Source organism: Variovorax atrisoli 110B, from assembly GCF_000382045.1.
GTDB lineage: Bacteria > Pseudomonadota > Gammaproteobacteria > Burkholderiales > Burkholderiaceae_C > Variovorax > Variovorax atrisoli.
In genome coordinates this window covers 41,738-64,354 of the sequence record NZ_KB907458.1, presented here as the reverse complement: position 1 = coordinate 64,354, position 22,617 = coordinate 41,738, and the positions used below count along the sequence as shown (strand labels likewise).

The window sequence follows — 22,617 nt, the reverse complement described above, 5'->3', positions numbered from 1 at the left end:
GGTGCCGCTCCCGCTATGCAACCGCTGCACAGGTGTCGATGAAGCGCTGCGACTCGGTCGGGTCCGCGAACCAAGGGAAGAAGGTGCGCGGATCGTCGAAGCCGTTGGCGAATGCGCTGGCCAGCGGCGGTACCGCGCCGGCCGCACCGAGCAGGTTGAGCACGTGCGGCGGCGGCGGGGCCAGCAGCATGTTGGTCCACTGCGTGACCCACTGTGCATAGCCGAACCAGTAGCGGTCGAAGGTCTGCTGCATCCAGGCGGCATCGGCCGGGCCGTCGCCGCGCGCGAGGATGCTCTTGAGATACGTGTCTGCGCACTTGGCCGCGTTGTTGGATCCCTGCCCGGTGATCGGGTCGTTGAGCACCACCACGTCGGCCAGGCCGAGCACCTTGCGGCCCGACGGCAGCGTCGCCACCGGCTTGCGCACCGTGGGCGCGAAGCGGCCGGCGAGGATCCCGTTGTCGTCGGTCAGCTCGATGTCGTGGCAGCGCTCGGCCTCCCATGGCGTGAAGGTGTCGACGATCCACTTGCTGCGCGCGAGATGCTCCTCGGGTGTCTTCACGTCGGCCCAGCAGTCCATAGGGCCGCCGGGCACGCCTTCGAACACCATGATCTCGCACGGCCCCGTGGTGGTCAGCGCCGGGAACACGAAGTACTCGCCCACGCCCGGAATCAGGTTGAAGCACACCGCCGAGTGCGGCTCGCGCGGCTTCATGCCCTTCACATAGGTCAGCGCGAGGGCGCGCTGCGGCTTGTCGTAGGTGGACTTGTGGGCGTCGCGCTCGAAGAGCTTCGAGATCTCGCCCTTGCCGCTGGCCACCAGCGTGAGGTCGTGCGTCTGCGTGCAGGTCTCGAGCTCGTCGATGCCCGCGTCCTTGAAGACGAGCTCGCCGCCCTTCTTCCTGAACTCGTCCATCCACGCCGGAATCTTCACGCGCTGGTCGACCGACTGCGCGCTCGAATCGAGCCGCGCGACCCAGTCGATGACCTTGGCGCCCTTCTGCTCCGGGTGCGGCACGGCCAGACCGATGCCGTCCACCGTGGGGCATGCGCTCGCCCAATGGTCGAGCCCCAGGTCGCGCTCGATCTGCAGCGAGGTGTGGAACATGCACTGGCTAGACATGACCTTGCCCTGGCGGATGTCCTCGCCCGTGCGGTTGCTGAACATCGTGACCTCGTAGCCCGCGGCAAGCAGGCCGAGTCCCAGTTGCAGGCCCGACTGGCCCGCGCCGACGATGGCGATTCGCTTCATTTGCTGCTCCTTCGATGCTCCGGCTGGAGCTCAGTCCATCAACTTGGGAATGGCGGGAACGGCCTGCTCGGGTCCCATGGCGGAGTAGCCGCCGTCCACCGCGTAGTCGGCACCGGTCACGAAGCTTGCGTGGTCGGAGCACAGGAAGAGCACCACCTGCGCCACCTCGTCGGGATCGCCGACGCGCCCGAGCAGGTGGAAAGGCGCTGCCACGCGATCGGTCTTGGCGCGGTCGCCGTTCGTGAGCTGGTTCATCACCGCCGACCAGGTCCAGCCCGGCGACACGCTGTTCACGCGGATGCGGTCGGGCGCGAGGTCCATCGCCATGTTGCGGGTGAGCTGCGCCATCGCCGCCTTGCTCACCGGATAGAGCCAGCGGCCCGTCTGCGCCACGCTCGAGGAGATGCTCGTGAAGTTGACCACCGCCCCGCCGCCGGCAGCCGCCATGTGCGGATGCACCGCCTGCAGCATCGCCACGGCGCTGGCCACGTTCACATTGAACGAGGTGAGCCAGTCGGCGCGCGGCGACTTGAAGCCGTCGTCCACGTACGAGCACGCCAGGTTGACGAGGAAGTGCACCCCGCCGTGATGCTCGGCCGCCTCGGCCACGCAGGCCTTCACCTGCGCGTCGTCGGTGATGTCGGTGCGCACGAAGCGCACGCCGGCCCCCAGCGAATCGGCCAGCGCCTGGCCGTTGCCGGCGTCGATGTCGGCGATGACGACCTTCACCCCCGCCGCATGCAGGGCGCGCACCACGCCCGCGCCTATCAGTGTGGAGCCACCGGTGACGATGGCGCTCTTGCCTTCGAGTCCCTTGAACATGACGCTTGCTCTCCTCGGTTTGATCGGGCAGGCCCGGCTGGTGCCTGTGGAGCGAACGTTATGGGCAAGGGTGCGCCGGACGAGTCCCGCAAACGCAGGCGCTGTCCCTGGCGCGCAGATTTCTTGTGGCGATGGCCTGCGCCGGCTCCTGGGTCAGGGCCGAGGGATGGCCGCGGGGAGGTCCGAATTGTGGGCGGGGACGGTTTTTGCTACGGTGCCCTCGCCCTGTCCTCGCCTCATGGAAACCCTCACGACCCCACCGTTGCCGCTGCAGCGCTACCGGCTTTTCGAGAGCCACGACGTGGACGAGGCGCGTGAGAGCGTGGCCCGCGTGTTCTGCCCGCACGGCCTCGTCATGCTGAAGCCGCGCACCAGACTGGACGCCTGCCACCACAGCGCGAAGCTGCACCGGGACGTGAGCCTCAACTACGTGCAGTACGGCCCCGGCGTGCAGATCGACCCGGGCTACCTGCAGGATTTCTTCCTGTTGCAGATTCCGTTGCGCGGCGGCGCCGAAATCCGCTGCGGCGCTCAGCAGATCGACGCCACGCCCCGCCTCGCGTCGCTGCCCTCGCCCACCGAGCCGCTGTCGATGCGCTGGGCCGACGGCAGCCCGCACCTCATCGTGCAACTGGCCCGCTCCGCGCTGCATTCGCGGCTCGAATCGCTGCTGCAGGCGCCCGTCGGAAAGCCGCTGGTGTTCGACCTGGGCGTGCCGCTGGACAACCCCACGCTCGCGCCGCTGGTGCACTTCATCGACTACCTGCGGCTCACGCTCGATGCCGGCACCGGCCTGCACGGCGGCGGCCCGCTGGCCGAGCACGCAGAGGCCTACCTGATCTCCAGCCTGCTGATGTCGGCGGGCCACAACCACTCGAAGGCCCTGGCAGGCGACAACCAGCGGCGCCTGCTGCCGCGCGTGGTCCGCAGGGCCCAGGAATACATGTCGGCGCATGCGGACCAGCCCCTGTCGCTGGCGGACGTCTGCCGCGAGGTCGGCTGCAGTGCGCGTGCGCTGCAGCTGGCCTTTCGCCAGCACGTGGGCCAGGGGCCGATGGAATTCCTGCGGGAGACGCGCCTCGACAGGGTGCGCAACGAACTGCAGCAGCGCACCTCGTCAGGCGCCAATGGCACCAGTGGCACAAACGGCACCGGCGTGCGCGAGGTGGCGCAGAAGTACGGCTTTCTCCACCTGGGGCACTTCGCGGCGCAGTACCGCGCGCGCTTCGGGGAAAGGCCTTCAGAGACGATGGCGTCGCGCAGCCGCTGATCCATCGGCCGGCCGCTGGCAAGGTGCGCGGCCGGACTCTTCTCTGCTACTTCTGAAAGAACCAGGTCTGCGACGGGAAGGTCTGCAGCTGCTGCTGATGACCATGCTGCTGCGGATAGTGCGGCGCTTGCTGCTGCCCGAACGGCTGATGCTGCTGCGGATAGTGCGGCGCCTGCTGCTGCCCGAACGGCTGATGCTGCTGCGGATAGTGCGGCGCCTGCTGATGACCGGACGGCTGATGCTGCTGCGGATAGTGCTGCGCCTGCTGATGGCCGGACGGCTGCTGCGGCAGGAAGTACTGCGGCACCTGGTGCACAGGCTGCGGTACCGGTCGCGACGCGTCCTTGTGGGGCAGCGTCATGATGTTCGATCCACCCCGGTGAGGACTCTTCAGATCGCTGCAAAGCGCCTCGATCTCGGCTTCCGCGGTCAGCCGATGGGCCTTCCAGGCGTGGTACGCATCCGCCAGATGGCCGCTGATCGCACTGTCCTGCGGCACGTTCTTGTACAGCTCCTTATAGTGCTCGAGGCCGGCGCGGGTGCTGTTGCGCATGTCCCGCAGCAGCTTCTCGAACTTCTTGAGTGCCTGCTCGCGGTCGTAGTCCCGCGCATGGCCGCCGGACAGCTTGCCCAAGGTGTTCTGCATCCGGGCTTCGTCGCTCTTCAGGTTCAGGCTGTATGCCGAATACCTTCGCTTGAGACCCAGGGGCGTTGCCCCCTGCAGGCGCTGCGTCGTGGCCTTCGCGTCCAGCCGGTCGAGCGCACCCGAGATCCTCATGCCGACCGTCGGGGTGGTCGAGCTGGACGACACCCCATTCAGGTCGCTGGAGATCGATCCGTCGAGATGCTCCATCAGCACGTGGGGATCGAGCATGGTCTGGTTGTTGCGCGTGTTGGTCAGCGACCATCCGGCGAACAGGTTCATCGGCTCCGCCGCGTAGATCGAGCCCAGCTTGTGAGGCTTTTGGGAGTCCCAGTGGGGAGTGACCTGCGTGTGCGACAGGTTGCCGCTGAAAGCGCTGAAGATCGGTCTGAAGTCCTTGTAGGCCGAGCCCGCGAACAACTGCAACGTCAGGGCGTAGTAGGCCCGCTTGAATGTGTTCGGCGGCGCACCGTCGGCCAGCTTGAACAGGGTCTGGAGATCGGTGTCCCGGATCTTGTGGCGGACTTGCAGGGCGCTCGCCAATGTGCCTCTGAGTTCAACTTCAGATTTCAGCGCGGTGGCTGTGCACTCGGCAAGAAACAGGTCTAGCGCAGCTTTATGCATTGGCATGACTCCTCAGCCAAAAAGATGAGAAAACGGGAGCACGAGACTGCCGTCCGTTTCCCGCGCCGCTCCGGCCAACTCCCGTAGGCGCCAGCCCCCCCCGCGGTGTGGCTTCAATATCCGGCTCAATCCGGGTGCAATCAATACCGAGAATTCGGTAGGCACTGCGATCGAGCAGTGGCCGCTTTCGCCGAGGCCCTGCACCGCCCGCTTTTCGAGGGCAGCAGGTGAGCGGCAAAGAAAAAGCCCGCCAGGTTCTCGCAGCCGGGCGGGCTCTGGCGCATTCTGCGCGGAGGATGGGGGCGCGTCGGTCAGACCGCCAGCGTCTGCTCCACGTCCTGCGTCTTGCGGCGGGCGAGCGCGAGGTTCGACTTCGACTTGTCGAGCACCAGGTAGATGAACAGGCCTTCGTGCTTCTGCAGCGGGCGGATGATGTGGTACTGGCGCCCGAGCGTGATCAGGATGTCTTCGATCACGTCGTTCAGGCCCAGCGCGCGCATCGTCTTGTGCTTGGCGCGCACCACTTCGGTATTGCCGGCGGCGGCCACTTCCAGGTCGACGCCCGAACCGATCTGTCCAAGGATCATGCCGCTGCCCGAGTCGACGAGCGCCGCGCACAGCGCGCCGTCGATGGTCATGAGTTCGTCCATGGATTGCTTGATGTTTGCCATCGGAGTCTTTCGTAGGTATTCCATCGCCCTGATGATCGGCCGCCGCCCGGGCGAATGATGAGCGGCAGCCGCTGGTGAAAGCCTTCAGGCCCGCTGCAGCGCCAGCGTCGCCTGCTTGGAGAAGTACAGGGCCTGGCCGATGACCGCGTCCTTGCCAGTGACCACGCTCACGATCAGCCCGGCTTCCTGGTGGCGGGCCTGCAGCATCAGGATGTGGCCCAGTGCGGTTTCGATGGCGACGTTCTCGCATTGCCCGAGGCCGCTTTCCTCGCCCGCCACCGCGCCGAGCGCCGCGAGCGAACTCGCGATCGCCGACATGCGCGCGACCTGGGCGGTGTTCTGCGCCCGCGCAGCGAGCTCGAGGCCGTCCTCGGTCGCGATCACCACGGCCTTCACGCCCTTGATCTCGCGCATGAGCGTGTCGACGACGGTCTCGGCGGCGTCCTTGATGCGGGGTGCGATGTTCATGTGATTGGGGGTCCGGCGTTGCGGTGAAAAAGAAAGGGGAAGCCGTCCGGCCCTCAGGCCTCGAGCTGGATCAGCAGCAGTTCCAGCAGCTGCACCACCTGCTGCGGATCGGTCACGTTGGCGGGCAGCACGGGGCACAGCACGCCCTTGTCCTGCATGCGCTGGGCATAGGCTTCGAGGCCGGGCTCTGGGTGCGCTTCCATGCGGCCGACCGCGACCACGCAGGCCGTGCTCTCGATCAGCTCGGCGAAACCGTCGAGGTACACCTCCAGGTCGGCCAGCGGATCGGGGCGGCTGTTGTCGACCAGGATCACGAGGCCCAGCGCGCCGCGCGCGAGGATGCGCCACATGAAGTCGAAGCGCATCTGCCCCGGCGTGCCGTACAGGCGCAGCTTCTCGCCGTTGTCGAGCGTGAGTTCGCCGTAATCCAGGCCGACCGTGGTGGTGGCCTTGGCGACGGAGGTGTCGCTGTTGCGCACCTCGGTGCGCACCGGGGGAATCTCGCTCACTGCGGCGATGGCGGTGGTCTTGCCCGCACCCATGGTGCCGGTAAAAAGAATCTTGTGTTCCACGCTCTTCAGGCCCTCGGTCCGGAAGCCAGCAAGCCGAGCCGGTTGCGGATGCGGGCGAGCAGGCCCGGCTCCACATTGGCGCGGGCCGCCGGACCGGCGGCAGCGGGGTGATGCGCCTCGCTGCCGGAGGAGATGTGCGAATCGGGCCAGATCGATTCGGGTGCTCGGCTGTTGGCGAAGCCGGTGGCGCCACTGCCGCTGCTGCTGGCGACGAAGCCTGCGCGTTCCAGCATCGAGATGAAGTCCGCGCACTCGCGCGCGCTGGCGCCCGAGCGTTGCTGCAAGGCCTGCGGCGTTGCCGGACGGGTCGCGAGCAGCGTCGCGAGCTTCATGCGCATGCTCGTGTCGAGCAGCGTGGACGAGGGCCAGCGCAGCAGGCGGTATTCCTCGCCTCGCGCGACCTGCTCGCTGCGGCTGCGGGAGGCCGCGGCCAGCCCCAGTTCACGGGCGTGGACCAGCATCGCACCGAGGCGGTTGAGCATCGCCTCGAGCGCATCGGCATGCAGCGGCAGGCGCAGGAAAGGACCGTGCGGCGGCGGCGTGTCGCCGATCGTCAGCAGCGGCACCGGACGCTCCGCCGGATCCTGCTCGGGTGGCGCTGAAAGTTTGTCGCCCACCACGCGCAGATCAGCGTCCTGGACCTGCCAGTCCCAGTGCTGGTGGGTGCGATGGTCAAGCAGCCGGACAAGGGACTTGAAGAGCAACTCGTCGCGGGCCGGCAGGCCCTCCACGCTGAAGCTCAGCAACGGGCGACGGGCGCGAGGGGCAGCGGCCGGCGTGTTCACAGGCGGCTCCGGATCGGCCAAGCGACGCCCGAGGCCAGTCGCACCAGATTGGGGCTTTCTTGCGGCTTGAACTGCAATTCCAGAGCTCCCCATGATGGGCATCCACAGGAAGACGCCCGTCAGTCCTGTACTGAAGCCCTAAGTGTTATGAGAATGTTTCTGGGAAAATATAACATCCGTTGCAAATAAAAACACTAGATTACAAAGCCCGACTGCTACCTACGGGAATCGGTGGTGAGGGGTGTGGCGGCAGGGCGACGGCAGTGCCGATGGGCCGCTGTTCAGGCGAGGCGAAGAGGCACCCGGGTTGGCTGCGGCGAGGCCGGGTGAGAACACGCCGGCTGGCCAGCGCATGGGCTTCCATCAAGGCAAGCCAGGAGCACCGGCAACTACCATCGGAACGTGAAAAAAGAAGTTGAAACCGGCGCCAGTCTTCTCGTAGTTCTGTTGGCCGCCATGACCGCTCGTGCTCAGACGCGCTTCGAGCAACTGTCTCCTGCGGCGCGCAGGAACTACGACGCCTGCACCGATGCAGCTGCGTCGAAGCCGACCACCGAGGGCGTCCGCATTGTCATGAGCACATGCAACCGCCGCTTTTTTCTCCGAAGAGCGACCTGCCGCAGCGGAGGCCATGGACGCTGAATCGCTGGCGACAGCAATCGCCGATGGTTTCAGGCGCAGCAGCTGCCGGAAGACGTCATCAGCGGATCCGCTGCAGCCCTCTCGGCAAGCAGGGACGGATCAAAGAAAAAGTCCCGTCGCAGAGGCTGCGCGGGACTTTCAAAAACTGCCAGAGATTGATTCTGGCGGAGAGTGTGGCCGCCAATTATAAAAACATTGCCGCCCAATAGCAACCAGCAAAGTACAAAAAAACCTTTGGCTGCAAGCACTTACGAAAAACCCAGCCTCCAATAACGCCCAACCAGGTTTTTTGGCGTCCAGCTTAAATAATGGGCAAAAACATAGGCAGGTTTTTAGGGCTTTACTTGGTAAAATTGGTCTACCAAATAGTGCCGCAAAGGGCACCCGCCCAACAAGGCGCAGCTACGCCCAAAACATGACCCGCCACAACCTTTTAACCATTACCAGCATCCGAACCAAAGCAAAAAAGCCCGGCTACCACCTCGACGGCCGGGGCCTGTACCTCCGGGTGGCCCCGGGTGGCAGCCAAGCCTGGATCTTGCGCTACACCTTCCTGGGCCGCACCCGTGATATGGGGCTAGGCTCCTTGGCTGACGTGAGCTTGGCACGCGCCCGCGAACGCGCTCAAGAACACCGAATTCAGATCGCCGAAGGTATTGACCCCATCGAGCACCGCGAGCAAAAGAAAATCGAACTCAAAACCACTGCAATTCAACTGGCGCAGGCGAGCGTGACGTTCAAGGCATGCGCCGAGGAATACCACAAGGAACATGCCGATGATTGGAAAAATGCCAAGCACAAGGCGCAGTGGATCAATACACTGACCACCTACGCTTTCCCGCATTTCGGAAAACTTCCTATTCGTGAGATCGGCAAGCACGAAATTCTGAAGGCCTTGAAACCGATTTGGAAGGAAAAAGCGGAGACGGCTGATCGTCTTTTGCAGCGAATTCGCAAGGTGATCAATTACGGGGCCGCAAAAGATTATTGCCATGGGGTGGACAGTGAATTTTGGGAGCAGGTCAGGATCGCGCTGGGTGCCAACGAGAAGGCGCGCAAGGTCGAGCACCACCCGTCCTGCCCTCATCCTCAAGTCGGCGAGCTGCTAGCCCAGGTGCACGCCAGCACGGCCACCGCTACGGTGCAACTGGCATTCGAGTTCGGCGTGCTCACGGCCACCCGCTCGGGCGAGATCCGCGGTGCCCGCTGGTCGGAGTTTGATGAGTCGCTGCGCAACTGGACGATCCCCGCTGAGCGCATGAAGGCCGGGCGCGAGCATCGCGTGCCGTTGTCGAACCGGGCCACCGAAGTGCTGCGAGCTGCGCGCACCTTGCAGGCCGAGCGAGAAGCAGAAAGAAAAAGCAGCGCCGCAGTACACGGTACCGACGCCAACGACTTGGTGTTCCCCTCCCCCCGCCGCAAGACGTACAGCGACATGGTGTTCACGCAGTTACTGCGCCGCCTCGAACAGCCGTACACCATGCACGGCTTTCGCGCGACGTTTCGGACCTGGGGTATGGACAACACGCAATACCCCGCCGAAATGCTTGAGTTTGCACTGGCGCACTTGGTCGGCGACCAGACGGTCCGCGCCTATGCTCGCAGCGACATGGTAGAGAAGCGCAGGCAGCTGATGGAAGACTGGGCTATCTACATCCAGGCAGCAGCCGGACAGCGGACTCTTAATCCGTAGGTCTAGTGTTCGAGTCACTCAGGTCCCACCAAAATACCAATATAAATCAAGCACTTAGCGCAGATTGCTCTAGGTGCCTTTTTCTTTATCTCGGCCGTTGCCAGACTATTGCCAGAATCTGCAGTGTTGCCAGTCAGCCCTGCCGCAGAGCACAGGACACTACGCCAGAGAGCACCGCATGGGACTGGCAAGGGGTTGAATCAGGCCCATGTCGTGCCGCCGTCTCATGGAAGACCGGCTCACTGTAGGGGCCGCAGGACTTCACGTTCGACCGTAGCACTCACGCCTGCGCCTGCCCGGCCGGGCAGGCGCTGTACGCCAATGGGCGCGAGTGCAAGATCGGTGGCTACATCGCCATCAAATTCCGCGGCAGCGAGAAGGCCTGCGTACCCTGCGTGCTGCGCGACCAATGCTTGCGCACGCCGGCCAAGACAAAGACGCGACAGGTGGCGTTCTTCATCGGCAAGCTGCCGGGCAAGAGCCTGCACACCGAACGGATGAAGCAGCGCATCGACAGCGCCGAAGGCCGGGCACTGTATGGACGACGCTTCGCGACGGTCGAGCCGGTGTTCGCCAACCTGCGCCACAACAAGCAGCTCAACCGCTTCACGCTGCGCGGGCAGGCCAAGGTCGATGGGCAGTGGAACCTGTGCGCCCTGGTGCACAACATCGAGAAGCTCGCACACCACGGCTACGCGCAGTGAAGGCCCTAGCGCCGAGATGCCGCATCGCGCTGCGGGCAGCGCCGTCATTGTGTCGTGAGGCGACGAGATCGTCTCGCTGACAACTTCTGCGCCGGTCAAACGCTGATCGAATTGCCACGATCACGAGCGCGTCCGCGCGAGCGAAAAACGGGTCCATCTACAGCTTCAACTCACGACACTAGGGATCGCCAGCCGGATTGGTGAGTTGCTCCAGGCGCGCTGGGAGCACGTTGACTTGGAAAAAAAGCGACCTGTTTCGTGCCGCGCGAGAACACCAAGGCGAACGTCGACTGAGCTACATCTCCCTGACAAATCTAGGCAGGAGGGGCACTTGTCGTCTTTGCTTTGAAAATTCTGCACTATCCTGTCGAATTTTTCCGCAGATCGACCAGTCCATGACCATCAACAGTAGCGAAGGCGAAATCCTCACTATCAAGGAAGTCGCCGAGTACCTGAAGGTCACGGAACGGACGATCTACCGCCTTGCGGCCGCCAAGAAAATTCCGGCCTTCAAGGTCGGTGGGACGTGGCGTTTCCGGACGGCGGACATCGACAGCTGGATCGCAGCCCAGTCGGAAAAGGCGGAGGCATCGGATTGATCTCCGCCTACCACGCCAAGTACTACGCCCACGAGTTGACGCGTCGGCACGCCGCCGACGGCGTAGATCGCCTGTCGCAGTCGCTGTTCGATGCCAGCGTTGATCTGAACCCCCACCAGATCGAGGCGGCGCTGTTTGCCCTGCGCAACCCCTTGCAGGAAGGCGTGTTGCTGGCCGACGAAGTGGGCCTCGGCAAGACCATCGAAGCCTCGCTGGTGGTCTGTCAGCACTGGGCCGAGCGCCGCCGCCGCCTGCTGGTGATCTGCCCGGCCAGCCTGCGCAAGCAATGGGCGCAGGAGCTGCACGACAAGTTCGCCGTGCCCAGCACCGTGGTGGATGCCGTCTCCCTGCGCAAGAAATCCGCAGGCGACATCCTTGCCTCCTTGCAGGGGCTTGTCGGCAAGTCGGTCGTGATCATGTCCTACCAGTTTGCCGCCAAGCTGGAGGCGGAACTGCGCGCTGTGTCGTGGGATGTGGTCGTCATCGACGAGGCCCACAAGCTTCGTAACGCGCACCGAGCCAGCAACCGCACTGGGCAGGCGCTCAAGCGCGCGCTGGAAGGCCGTAAGAAGCTGCTGCTCACCGCCACTCCGCTCCAGAACTCGCTAATCGAGTTGTATGGCCTGTCCACATTGATCGACGAGCACCTGTTCGGCGACGAGACAGCCTTCCGCAAGCAGTTCATGAACAGCGACACCGGCAAGGACGAACTTCGCGAGCGCATTGGCAGCTTTGCCAAGCGCACCTTGCGGCGCGACGTGCTGGAATACATCAAGTACACCGAACGTAAGGCACTGACCCAGCCCTTCAACCCCACTGACGACGAGCAGGCGCTTTACGAGCGCATCTCGGCCTTCCTGCAAAAGGAAGATTCCTACGCTCTGCCCAAGCAGCAGCGCCATCTCACGGCGCTCATCCTGCGCAAGTTGCTGGCCTCCAGCTCGCACGCGGTTGCGGCCACGCTCGTCACCATCCGCGAACGCCTGCAAAACCTGCTGGCGGCGGGCGCGACGGAAGACGACGGCACGGAACTGGTCGAGCAGCTCATCGCCGAGGACGATCTGGAGCAGGACTATTTGGAAGAGGAAGCCAGCGAGGACGAAGAAGCCTCCAACGCCCTCGTGCCCGCGTCAGCAGACGACGGCAAGCCCAACCCCAACGCCGCCCGCGCCGCCATCAGCGCCGAGATCGAGGAACTCACTGCCTTCATCGATGCCGCGCGGGCGCTGCAAACCGACACCAAGGCGCAGGCGTTGCTCAAGGCGCTCACGCTGGGCTTCGGCAAGATGGCCGAACTGCGCGCGCCGCGCAAAGCCATCATCTTCACGGAATCCAAGCGCACGCAGGAATACCTGCATCGCTTCCTGTCCGCCAACGGCTACGCGGGCAAGCTGGTGCTGTTCTCCGGCACCAACGCCCACGAGGAATCCGCCGCCGTCTATCAACAGTGGCTTACGGAGTTCAAGGGCACGGATCGCGTCACCGGCTCGCCGCAGGTGGACAGGCGCACCGCGCTGATCGACCACTTCCGCAAGGATGACGGCACCGGCGCGGAAATCATGATCGCCACCGAAGCCGCCGCCGAGGGCGTCAACCTTCAGTTCTGCGCGCTCATCATCAACTACGACTTGCCGTGGAACCCACAGCGCGTCGAGCAGCGCATTGGCCGCTGCCACCGCTACGGTCAACGCTTCGACGTGGTGGTCATCAACTTCCTCAACACCCGCAACCAGGCCGACCAGCGCGTGCTGGAACTGCTCACCGAGAAGTTCAACCTGTTCTCCGGCGTGTTTGGCGCGTCCGACGAAGTGCTGGGCCGCATCGAGGGCGGCCTCGACTTCGAGAAGCGCATCCTCCAGATCTACGACACCTGCCGCCAGCCGGAGCAGATCGAAGCCGCCTTCAACCAGTTGCAAACGGAACTGGAAGAAGTCATCGCCGACCGGATCAAGGAAACCCAGACCCAGTTGCTGGAGAACTTCGACGAGGATGTTCACGACCGTCTCAAGCTGCGGCTGGACGAAGCCGAAGCGCGGCTGGACAAGCTGGGGCGCTGGTTCTGGGGCGTTACCCGCTACGCCTTGAGCGAGCGCGCCCGCTTTGACGAGCAGTCCTACGCCTTTTCCTTGAGCACGCCGCCGGATGGCATCGCGCCGGGGCGGTACCAACTCATTCGCGGCGCGGCCCAGCCAGACATGCTGGCCCACGCCTACCGCCTGAGCCATCCGCTGGGCGAATGGAGCATCGACGCCAGCCTTGCCGCAGCCACACCCGCCGCCACCGTGAAGCTGGACTACGGCAAGCACGGCGCGCGCATTTCCGTGGTCGAGAAGCTGCGCGGCAAATCCGGCTGGCTCACGCTGGCGCGGCTGGAAGTCACCGCCTACGAGACCACCGAGGCGCTGCTGTTCTCCGGCCTAACCGACGACGGCGAGCCGCTGGATCAGGAAACCTGCGAAAAGCTGATGAGCATCGCGTCGGCGGGCAAGCCTGCCGCGCTTTCCGCCTCTGCGCCGGAAGCCTTGGCCGCCAACAGCCAGCGCGCGGTCGCCGCCACCATCGCGCAGGTGCTGGAAGCCAACCAGCGCCTGTTCAACGAGGAGCGCGACAAGCTGGAGCGCTGGGCCGACGACAAGCTGCTGGCCGCCGAGGAAGCCCTGAAGAAGACCAAGGCACGCATCGCCCAGTTGAAGCGCGACGGGCGCAAGGCCGCCACCTTGCAGGAGCAGGACGGCATACAGCGCGAGCTGTCGGAACTGGAACGCAAGCAGCGTCGCCTGCGGCAGGAAATCTTCACCGTCGAGGACGAGATCATCGCCAAGCGCGACGAACTCATCGCCTCGCTCCAGCGCCGCCTGCAAGAAAAGACCAAAAACGAAACCCTGTTCAGCATCCGCTGGCAGGTCACGTAAGCAAAGAATCAGAAAACCTCGAGATCAGGGCACGCCATGACCAACAAACACAACCCCAAATATCAGGAACTCGTCGCCAAGCTGCGCGAGATTTTCCAGATCGACCGCCCGGAACTCGACTTCGGCATCTACCGCATCCTCAACGCCCGCGCGGGTGAGATCAACGACTATCTGGAGAACCGGCTGGCCGAGAAGGTGCAGGCCGCCCTGTCCGCAGGCAGCGCCGCCAGCGCCCAGCAATTGCAGACCGATCTGGACGAAGCGATCAAGCAGGCACAGGCGCTGGGCGCGAATCCCGACGACCTGCCCAAGGTCAAGGATTTGCGCGCCCGGCTGAAGGAAGCCACCGCAGGCAGCAGCGAATACGAAAACGCCGTGTTCTCGCAACTGCTGTCCTTCTTCTCCCGCTACTACGAGCAGGGTGACTTCATCAGCCAGCGCCGCTACAAGGGCGACACCTACGCCATCCCCTATGCGGGCGAGGAGGTGATGCTGCACTGGGCCAACAAGGATCAGTACTACACCAAGAGCGGCGAGAACTTTGCCAACTACAGCTTCAAGCTGGACGATGGCCGCACCGTGCATTTCCGGCTGGTGGCCGCCGACACGGCGAAGGACAACCGCAAGGACAACGACAAGGAGCGCCGCTTCGCGTTGGTCGAAAAGAAGACCGTCACCCGCATTGACGATCAGGGCGCCGAGTACGAAGAAGACATCCTGCCGGTGCAGGAAGTGGATGGCGCGAACGAGACGAAGGAACTGATCGTCCGTTTCGACTACGCAGCCCAGCCCAAGGGCACCAAACAGGAGGCGCTGGTCACGAAGGCGGTGGAGGCCGTGCTGGCCGATGCGGCGGTGAAGGCGCGCTGGCTGGCGCTGGGCAACCGCGCGCCGACGGAGAAGAACCCCCAGCGCACGCTGCTGGAAAAGCACCTGACCGACTACACCACCAAGAACACGGCGGACTACTTCATCCACAAGGACTTGGGCAGATTCCTGCGGCGCGAGCTGGACTTCTACATCAAGAACGAAGTGATGCGCCTTGACGACGTGCAGAACGCTGGCGCGTTTGCGGACATCGAGAAGAACTTGCGGATGATCCAGTGCCTGCGCGCCATCGCGCTGGAGCTGATCGCCTTCCTCGCGCAGTTGGAGGACTTTCAGAAGAAGCTGTGGCTGAAAAAGAAGTTCGTGGTGTCCAGCCATTACTGCATCACCCTGGATCGGGTGCCGGAAACGCTGTGGCCAGAAGTGGTGGCGAACGAGCAGCAATGGGCGCGGTGGAAGCAACTGGGCGTTTGGGATGGCGACGCGTCGGGGACGCTGGAGGATTTGAAGGCTGCGCTGTATCGAATGGTTGATACGAGCTTGTTCAGCAATGACTTCGCTCGGCTGCTTTTAAGCAGCATTGGGGATCTTGAATCAACCGTTGACGGTCTATTAATTGACGGTGATAACTTTCAAGGACTGGGCCTGCTGCAGGGCAGATACCAGCGGCAAATAGATTCAATTTATATCGACCCGCCTTACAACTCGGATGCAAGCGCCATCTTGTACAAGAATGGGTACAAGTCTTCTAGCTGGGCTTCCTTAATGCAGAGCCGCCTCCAGCGGAGTCGTCCACTGATGAAGGAAGCTGGGATTTTGGTCGCAGCAATTGACGATGCTCAACAAAGAGAATTGAGCTTCCTTCTATCTGAAATCTTCGACAACCAAATGCTCGGAGTTATAGCAGTGCGCGCGAACCCGTCTGGTCGGCCGACGCAAAGCGGATATGCCGTATCGCACGAGTACCTTTTGTACGCTGGAAATTCAGAAGAATCCAAGATACAGCGATTGCCGCCCACTCCGGCGCAGATGGCGCGCTTCAGGGAACGGGATGAGAAGGGAGTATTCGAATGGCGCAACCTCCGCCGTGAGGGGTCAGACTCTGACAGAAATGCGCGCCGTTCTATGTACTACCCGATCTACATATCCGGTAAATCCCTCAGGGTTCCACCGCTTGAGTGGAAGGAAGACACGGAAGAGTGGTTGGCGCTTGAGCAGCCTCGAAGTGATGAGTCGGTTGTTTTTCCAGACAACGAAGACGGCGTTCAAAAACGTTGGCGATGGGAGTGGAAGACAGTTGAAGCAAAGAAGTCTGAACTCGCTGTACGAAATGATCGTTCGGGTGAGAGCTATGTGTACTGCAAAAGGCGGCCGAATGAAGACGGGGTGGTTTGCGTGTCGACATGGGCAGATGCCAAGCACTCAGCGACTGAGCATGGAACAGCGCTGCTGAAAGCTCATTTTGGAGTCAACCCTTTTTCATATCCGAAGTCGATTCACGCAGTTGTGGACGCCATTTATATCGCTGGCGCATCCAAAACGGACGCACTGGTGCTGGACTATTTCGGGGGGTCCGGAACAACGGCACACGCCACCATCACATTGAACCGCAGGGATGGGGGTAAGCGGCAGTACCTACTTGTTGAGCAGGGCGAGTATTTCGATACCGTGCTCAAGCCACGTTTGCAGAAGGTCGTGTTCTCTGCCGAGTGGGCAAACGGAAAGCCGACTGCACCTGACACCGGTATCTCCCACTGCTTCAAAGTCCTCAAAATAGAAAGCTACGAAGACACCCTGAACAACCTGCAACTGAGCCGCACCGCAGCGCAGGGCGATCTGCTGAACACCCTGCCGCAGCAGGCCAAGGACGACTTCCTGCTCAACTACCTGCTGGACGTGGAAAGCCGTGGCTCGCTGTTGTCAGTGGAAGACTTCAAAAAACCTTTCGACTACACCCTCAACGTGGCCGTGGATTCGGCGGGCGCCTTCGAGCCGCGCAAGATCGATCTGGTCGAAACCTTCAATTTCCTGATCGGCCTGCGCGTCAAGCACATCGACGCCCAGCCGGAGCGTGGATTCATCACCGTCACTGGCACGCTGGCCGGCGGCGAAACCTGCCTCGTGCTCTGGCGCGACTGCGACGTGCTGGACTACGAAGGCGTCAGCAAGCTGTGCGACAAGCTCGCCATCAACCCGGCGGACAACGAGTTCGACGTGGTCTATATCAACGGCGACCACAACATCCCGACCGTGCTGACCCAGACCGCCGAGGAAGGCGGTGCGACCCGCGTGCTCAAGCTGCGCCAGATCGAGCCGGAGTTTCTGGAGCGCATGTTCTCGGTGGAGGATGTCTGATGGCACGCCCCCGCAAGAACACAGCCGCCGCAGGCGGCGCGGCAGCCCCGCGAACCGCAGGCAAGAAGCGCAGCTTCCATCAAGAGCTGGTGCTCAACCGCTGGGTGCTGGGCTTTTTCCAGGGCGGCACGCTGGCGGCGCTCAAAATGCGGCTGGGCGACGACCGCTTCGAGGGCATAGACGAAGACGGTCAGACCAAGTTTTTCCACGAACTTGTCCGTGGCCTGTTCGACCCGAACAAGGTACCCGAGGCCGACCTGCGCCGTTACGACTTGAACGTGGTCGCGCACTGGCAGGCCATCACCGCCCAGCGCAACAAGCTGGAAGGCCACGAATTGCAGATGAAGTACTTCCAGTACCTCTCGCTGCTGTTCACCGAGCTGTATCTGGATTGGTACTTCAACCACCGTCAGGACTTGCTCGACGGCCTGAACGAGGCAATGACGCGTTACCGTGCCGAAACAGGCTCGGAGCCATTCCGCGATTTTGAGGCGGACGACCTGAACAAGATCGCCTTCTGGAATGCCACCGGCAGCGGCAAGACCCTGCTGCTGCACGTCAACATCCGCCAGTACCTGCACTACTTCCAGGCGGGGCGCAGCGATCACTATCCAAGCAAGATCATCCTGCTCACGCCCAACGAGGGGCTGTCGCGCCAGCACCTGGAGGAATTGCACCTGTCCGGCTTTGGCTTTTCGCAGTTCTTCAACAAGGCTCAGACTCCGGCGCGCGGCACCATCGAGATCATCGACATCAACAAGCTCGGCGACGAGATGGGCGACAAGACCGTCGCCGTGGATGCCTTCGAGGGCAACAACCTCGTGCTGGTGGACGAAGGACATCGCGGCACGGGCACGGCGGCGGGCGCGTGGATGGCAAGGCGCGATGCGCTGGTGCGCGGCGGTTTCGCCTTCGAGTATTCGGCCACCTTCGGGCAGGCGGTGGCCAAGGGCATGACGGTGGCGCAGGCCGAGGAGGACATCCAGAAGAAGCGCGCCAAGATGCTGTTTAACACCACCAGCCTGCGCAATCTGGATGACGGCCAGAAGGCGCAGCTTGCGCTGACGGCGGAGGACAAGCGCCGCGCGCGCATTACCGCCACGCGCGAGATTTACGCCAAGTGCATCCTGTTCGACTACTCGTACAAGTTCTTCTACGAGGACGGCTACGGCAAGGAATCGCTGATCCTCAACATGAACGGCGACGCCTACGAGCAGGCCGACAACGCCGCCAAATACTTCACCGCCTGCCTGCTGGCCTTCTATCAGCAGCTTTGGCTGTGGAGCACGCACCGCGACAAGCTGGCGGACTTCAACATCGAGAAGCCGCTATGGGTGTTCGTGGGCAACACGGTGTCGGGAGAGGAGTCGGACATTCTGGAAGTGGTGACCTTCCTCGCGGCCTTCCTCAACAACGATGCGCAGATCAAGACCTGGCTGGCCGACCTGATTGCCGACCGCGCGCAGATTCTGGACGCCAAGGGCAACAACATCTTCACCGGGCGCTTCACGCCCTTGATGGCCTTCTCCGGTGAGGAGGACGAACTCTATGCTGACATCCTGCTGCGCGTGTTCAATGCCCCGGCCAAGCAGCGTTTGAAGCTGGTGAACATCCGTAGCAGCAAGGGTGAGCTGGCGCTGCGGGTGGGCGACGCTGAGCCCTTCGGCCTCATCAACATCGGCGACGACGCGGGCCTCTTCGGGATGGCGGAGGACGTGGAAGCCTTCGACAGCGAACGCGACGACTTCGGCGGTGCGCTGTTCGGCACGCTGAACAACAAGGACAGCCGCCTCAACGTGCTGATCGGTTCGCGCAAGTTCACCGAGGGCTGGAGCAGTTGGCGTGTCTCGACGATGGGCCTGCTGAACATGGGCCAAGGCGAGGGTTCGCAGATCATCCAGCTGTTCGGGCGCGGCGTGCGTCTGAAGGGCAAGGGTTTCTCGCTCAAGCGCACCTTGCCGCAGGACAGGCCCAAGGGCGCGCATCTGGACAAGCTGGAGGCGCTGAACATCTTCGGCGTGCGCGCCAGCTACATGGCCGCGTTCAAGGACTACCTGCGCGAGGAAGGCATCACGCCCAGCGACGAAGTGCTGGAGCTGGACTTCCCGACGCGAGCCAACCTGCCCAAGGGCAAACTCAAGACGCTGGCGCTGAAGGACGGCTACAAGGACAACCAGAAGCTGGGTTTCAAGCGCACGCACTTCCCGTGGCTGTACGAAATCCCAGCGCAGTTCCAAGGCAAGATCAAGTCGCCGCACGTCGTGCTCGACCTTTACCCTCGCGTCGAGGCGCTGTCCAGCAAGGACAAGGGCGCGACACCCACGACGGAAGCGCGCAACAAGGGAAAGCTGAACTCGAACCTGTTCCCGGTGTTCGATTGGGATCGCGTCTATCTGGCCTTGCAGGACTACAAGCTGCAACGAAGCTGGAGCAACCTGCGGCTGGATCGGCAGAAGCTGATCGACTTCTGCGCGGGCGCGTCGGACTGGTACACGCTGTTCATCCCGGCGGTGGAATTGAACGTGACCACGTTTGCGGACATCCGCGAGCAGGAAGACATCCTGATCCGGCTGCTCACCGACTACACCGACCGCTTCTACAAGGCGTTGAAGACCGGCTACGAGGGCCAGTTCTACGACATCATCCACATGGATGAAGACCACGGCTCGATGCTCAAGCTGTATCAGTTCGAGATCGAGAATACCGACGACGGGCTGGAATATCAAGCCAAGCTGGAAGTGCTGAACAAGCTGGTGGCCGACGGCAAGATCGGCGAGGCGAGCCAGTGGAACGCGCCGCACATGGTCGCCATCAGTTTCGACCGTCACCTGTACTACCCACTTTTGGCGCTGGAAGACAAGGACGCGGTGCCGTTAAAGCTGCGCCCGCTGGCCTTCGATGCACCGAGCGAATGGGATTTCGTCCGTGACCTGGAGGCTTTCTACAACTCCCCGGACGGCAAGGCTGCGATTGGGGCGCGCAGCCTCTACCTGCTGCGCAATGCGGATCGGGAGGAAAAAGGGCTGGGCTTCGCGCTGGCTGGCAACTTCTACCCGGACTTCCTGCTTTGGCTGGTGGACGATGTCAGCGGCAAGCAGTGGCTGACCTTCGTCGATCCGAAGGGCCTGCGCAATCTCGATCTGTCGCACCCCAAGCTGGGCCTCTACAAGGAAGTGAAGACGCTGGAGACGACGCTGGCAGAACAGGCCAAGGCGAGCGAACCGCCGCTGGTCTTGAACGCTTTCGTCCTGTCGCCAACCAAGTTCGCCGACCTGCTCAACGTGGGCGATCCCACGAAGAAGGCCGACCTGGAAAGCCGCCATGTGCTATTCATGGAGGACGGCGGAGCCGCTTACCTGAAGAAGCTGTTTGCCAAGGTGGGCACCGCATGACTGAACACGAGGCTGAAGTCTCCGTTACAGCTCGCTCGCTGCGGATGGCACGGCGCCATCAGCACTTAGCGGTTTGCTAGGCTAGGCGCGAGCTGCTATGCGCTTCGTCGCCGGCCCCCTCAACAAGCAACTTCTACAGAACCTGTTGGGCGAAGTGATCGAGTCCTGCACGCGCGTTCGTGCAGCGGTCGCCTACGCCAGCCGCGACAACATGCAGTTGTTCGAGGCATGCGCGCGGCACTTGAAACCGTTGGAGTTCTTCGGCCGCTATGACCACACCGTGGCCATCGACCCAGCGGTGCTGAAGTGGTTCCTCGACAAGGCCAGCCCGAATTTCGACTGTAAGCTGGTGCCCGACATCCTGCATGCGAAGGTCATTTGGTGGGTGGATGCGGGCGCGTACATCGGGTCCGCCAACCTTTCTGACCGAGCCTGGATCTCGAACATCGAAGCGGGCACCTTCCTGCCGCATGACGAACTCGTCGAGACTGGCATGGAACGAGAGCTGCTGCGCTTCTTCGAGGAAGTGGATGACCGCGCACGGCCACTGACCAAAGAGATTTACCAAGAGCAGTTGCGCCTGGCATACCGGCGATCAGAACTGTCGAAGCGCGAATACGGGCTTGAACAGCAGTTCGACAAGGAACGTCTGTTGCCGAAGAACCAGGGGCTGGTGTTTGTCGACACAAAGCGGTCATCCGAGAAGCGCTTCCAGAAGTTCGAGCAGGACTGGAACGACACGCTGCAGGTGATGCGATCCATCGCATCAAGAGTCTCGGCGCTGGGCATCAAACCCGACTGGATCGACGCGTCGGTTGCTCCGGGGGTTCAGGCAGACCAGTTCCTGCACGCCTACTATTACAAGCAGGTAAAGGAAGGGAATCGCCATCCCTACGAAGAGTTCTTCGCCAGGAACTCCAAGAACCCGGAGCTGGCTCTACGGGACGCGCTGGAGTGGTGGCATGCTGCCGACTTCGACCACTCGTTTGAGGAACGTACGATCTACGATTGGTCGCCGCGACTGCGCGAGCTACTGGCACGAGACCGTATTCTGAAACTGAGCGAGGAAGAGTTCGTCGATGCAGTCTCCCGGGTGCACGCGATCCGCGACCACGCGATCAAGCAGGAGAACGAGCACCTGGGCTTGCCGGACCGACCGCAGGCTGGCGATGACAAGGTCCAGAAGTTCGGCGAATGGCTCTGGCGGCAACGATCCAGCGAAGGAAAAACGATGCTCGATCTGTTGAACTACGTCGTCTGGGGTAACGGCAGTGTTTCGGCACGACTCTGGAATGCGATCCGCAGCGACCAATGGGCGATCCCTCACATCGGCCTGAGCAGTCTCGGAGAGATCGTCGGCTGGGCGCGCCCCGACGAGTTTCCACCACGGAACATGCGCACGAGTAAGGGGTTGCGGGCGCTTGGGTACAACGTCAGGATTGGTGTGTGACCTTAACCACGAGCGCGTCCGGCCGGAGTAGCGCAGCTTCTGTTCGCCGAGCTTGAACGGTGCGTTGAGACTGATGTCGGCGGTGTAGAGCTTCAGCCGCGACGTGCCTTCGCCGAACTCCTCTTCCGGCGCGGTGCGCGAACCGAAGCCGCCGGTGCCGCGCTTGTAGGCCAGCGTGCCTTCGAGTGTCGCCTCGCCGATGTACTCCTTGTGATTGAGGCTGAGCTCCCAGCCACCGACCACGCGGTGCTGCACCTCCACCTCGGTGTCATCCACGAAGTTGCGCGACTCGCGGCGCCAGCCCTTGATCGCAAAGCTTGTCTTGCGGCTCTGGTCGCGGTAGACGAGGCGCGAGAGCTTGACCTCGGCGTTGTTGCTCTTACCGGAGTAGACGTAGTTTTGGTTCAGACCGGCCACGCTTTGGTGGTACTGGCTGTTGGAGGCCGTGAGGCCCAGCAGCCAGTAGCCGTATGGCAGCGAGTAGTGAGCGGTCTGGCCTTCGGTGCCCTTGGCCGGGTCGCCGAAGAGGTGGTTGCTGATGTTGTGGTTGGCGCTGACGTAGAACAGGTCGTTCAGGCCGAAGGGGTTGTCCAGGGACAAGGTGGCGCCGGCCTGATAGCGGCCGGTGGCTTCGATGCCGCTGTCGTCGAGGCTGAGGGTGACGCGCCACTTCTTTGATTGGACGTACTTGACGACGAGGTCGCTGTTTGAATGGCCTGCACTCATCAGCGTTTCATCAAGCATTGCGCGGCTTCCAACTCCTTGCTATATTGGCCGGGCACCGTTCCCCGAAGGTTTTGCGGCATCACGTCGGCAACTCATGACTTCGGAAGGCTTGTCGCTCCAAGTCTGTTGCTCGGGACTTCTTTACGATCGTTCGCTTACTGGCTCGGTTGTGGGTTCGCCCAGATTCGACCAGACTTCGTCAACTCGCT

Annotated in this window: 14 protein-coding genes and 2 pseudogenes; 8 read left to right on the top strand and 8 right to left on the bottom strand. The window is 62.7% G+C overall.

The window, feature by feature from the left end; translation table 11 throughout:
• Nucleotides 1–13 precede the first annotated feature (13 nt).
• Complete coding sequence (locus tag G369_RS0123370; protein WP_019656471.1) at nt 14–1,252, bottom strand: styrene monooxygenase/indole monooxygenase family protein; 1,239 nt, start codon at nt 1,250–1,252, stop codon at nt 14–16.
• Nucleotides 1,253–1,282: 30 nt separating this feature from the next.
• The gene (locus tag G369_RS0123365; RefSeq protein WP_019656470.1) at nt 1,283–2,074 is read right to left on the bottom strand and encodes an SDR family oxidoreductase; all 792 of its coding nucleotides are present in this window, start codon (nt 2,072–2,074) and stop codon (nt 1,283–1,285) included.
• A gap of 238 nt (nt 2,075–2,312) precedes the next feature.
• Between G369_RS0123365 and G369_RS0123360 the strand changes: the two genes are divergently transcribed.
• Entirely contained in the window at nt 2,313–3,344 is a 1,032-nt protein-coding gene (locus G369_RS0123360) for an AraC family transcriptional regulator (protein ID WP_019656469.1), read from the top strand.
• A gap of 46 nt (nt 3,345–3,390) precedes the next feature.
• Here the strand turns inward: G369_RS0123360 and G369_RS38710 are convergent, their stop codons facing one another.
• From G369_RS38710 to G369_RS0123335, 5 genes are all read right to left on the bottom strand, one after another.
• Complete coding sequence (locus tag G369_RS38710) at nt 3,391–4,611, bottom strand: hypothetical protein (protein WP_157773771.1); 1,221 nt, start codon at nt 4,609–4,611, stop codon at nt 3,391–3,393.
• Between the two features lie 311 nt (nt 4,612–4,922).
• On the bottom strand, nt 4,923–5,282 hold the full coding sequence (locus G369_RS0123350; RefSeq protein ID WP_019656468.1) for a hypothetical protein: 360 nt from the start codon (nt 5,280–5,282) through the stop codon (nt 4,923–4,925).
• Between the two features lie 84 nt (nt 5,283–5,366).
• Nucleotides 5,367–5,750, bottom strand: a complete 384-nt coding sequence (locus G369_RS0123345) for a roadblock/LC7 domain-containing protein (RefSeq protein ID WP_019656467.1) — start codon at nt 5,748–5,750, stop codon at nt 5,367–5,369.
• Nucleotides 5,751–5,803: 53 nt separating this feature from the next.
• Nucleotides 5,804–6,322 (bottom strand): GTP-binding protein, encoded by a 519-nt coding sequence (locus tag G369_RS0123340; RefSeq protein ID WP_019656466.1) that lies wholly within the window; start codon nt 6,320–6,322, stop codon nt 5,804–5,806.
• Between the two features lie 5 nt (nt 6,323–6,327).
• Complete coding sequence (locus G369_RS0123335; RefSeq protein ID WP_157773770.1) at nt 6,328–7,107, bottom strand: hypothetical protein; 780 nt, start codon at nt 7,105–7,107, stop codon at nt 6,328–6,330.
• Between the two features lie 1,057 nt (nt 7,108–8,164).
• Between G369_RS0123335 and G369_RS36205 the strand changes: the two genes are divergently transcribed.
• The 7 genes and pseudogenes from G369_RS36205 to G369_RS39925 all read left to right on the top strand — a co-directional run bounded on the left by G369_RS36205 (nt 8,165) and on the right by G369_RS39925 (nt 21,682).
• A complete protein-coding gene (locus G369_RS36205) occupies nt 8,165–9,442 on the top strand; it encodes a tyrosine-type recombinase/integrase (protein WP_019656464.1) in 1,278 nt (425 codons plus the stop codon).
• A gap of 305 nt (nt 9,443–9,747) precedes the next feature.
• Nucleotides 9,748–10,146, top strand: a pseudogene (locus tag G369_RS0123325) (transposase); the annotation flags it as partial.
• A gap of 395 nt (nt 10,147–10,541) precedes the next feature.
• Nucleotides 10,542–10,745, top strand: coding sequence for a methylation-associated defense system helix-turn-helix domain-containing protein MAD1 (mads1, locus tag G369_RS0123320; protein WP_019656462.1), 204 nt, complete (start codon nt 10,542–10,544; stop codon nt 10,743–10,745).
• Entirely contained in the window at nt 10,742–13,657 is a 2,916-nt protein-coding gene (locus G369_RS0123315) for an SNF2-related protein (RefSeq protein ID WP_019656461.1), read from the top strand. The genes mads1 and G369_RS0123315 overlap by 4 nt, the downstream gene beginning before the upstream one ends.
• Before the next feature lie 36 nt (nt 13,658–13,693).
• Entirely contained in the window at nt 13,694–16,840 is a 3,147-nt protein-coding gene (locus tag G369_RS39545; protein ID WP_019656460.1) for a site-specific DNA-methyltransferase, read from the top strand.
• Complete coding sequence (locus G369_RS0123305) at nt 16,840–20,232, top strand: DEAD/DEAH box helicase family protein (RefSeq protein ID WP_019656459.1); 3,393 nt, start codon at nt 16,840–16,842, stop codon at nt 20,230–20,232. The genes G369_RS39545 and G369_RS0123305 overlap by 1 nt, the downstream gene beginning before the upstream one ends.
• Before the next feature lie 97 nt (nt 20,233–20,329).
• Entirely contained in the window at nt 20,330–21,682 is a 1,353-nt protein-coding gene (locus tag G369_RS39925; RefSeq protein WP_026346566.1) for a phospholipase D family protein, read from the top strand.
• Here the strand turns inward: G369_RS39925 and G369_RS37750 are convergent.
• A pseudogene (locus G369_RS37750) lies at nt 21,668–22,393 on the bottom strand (ShlB/FhaC/HecB family hemolysin secretion/activation protein); the annotation flags it as partial. The gene G369_RS39925 and the pseudogene G369_RS37750 overlap by 15 nt on opposite strands.
• Nucleotides 22,394–22,617: the final 224 nt, after the last annotated feature.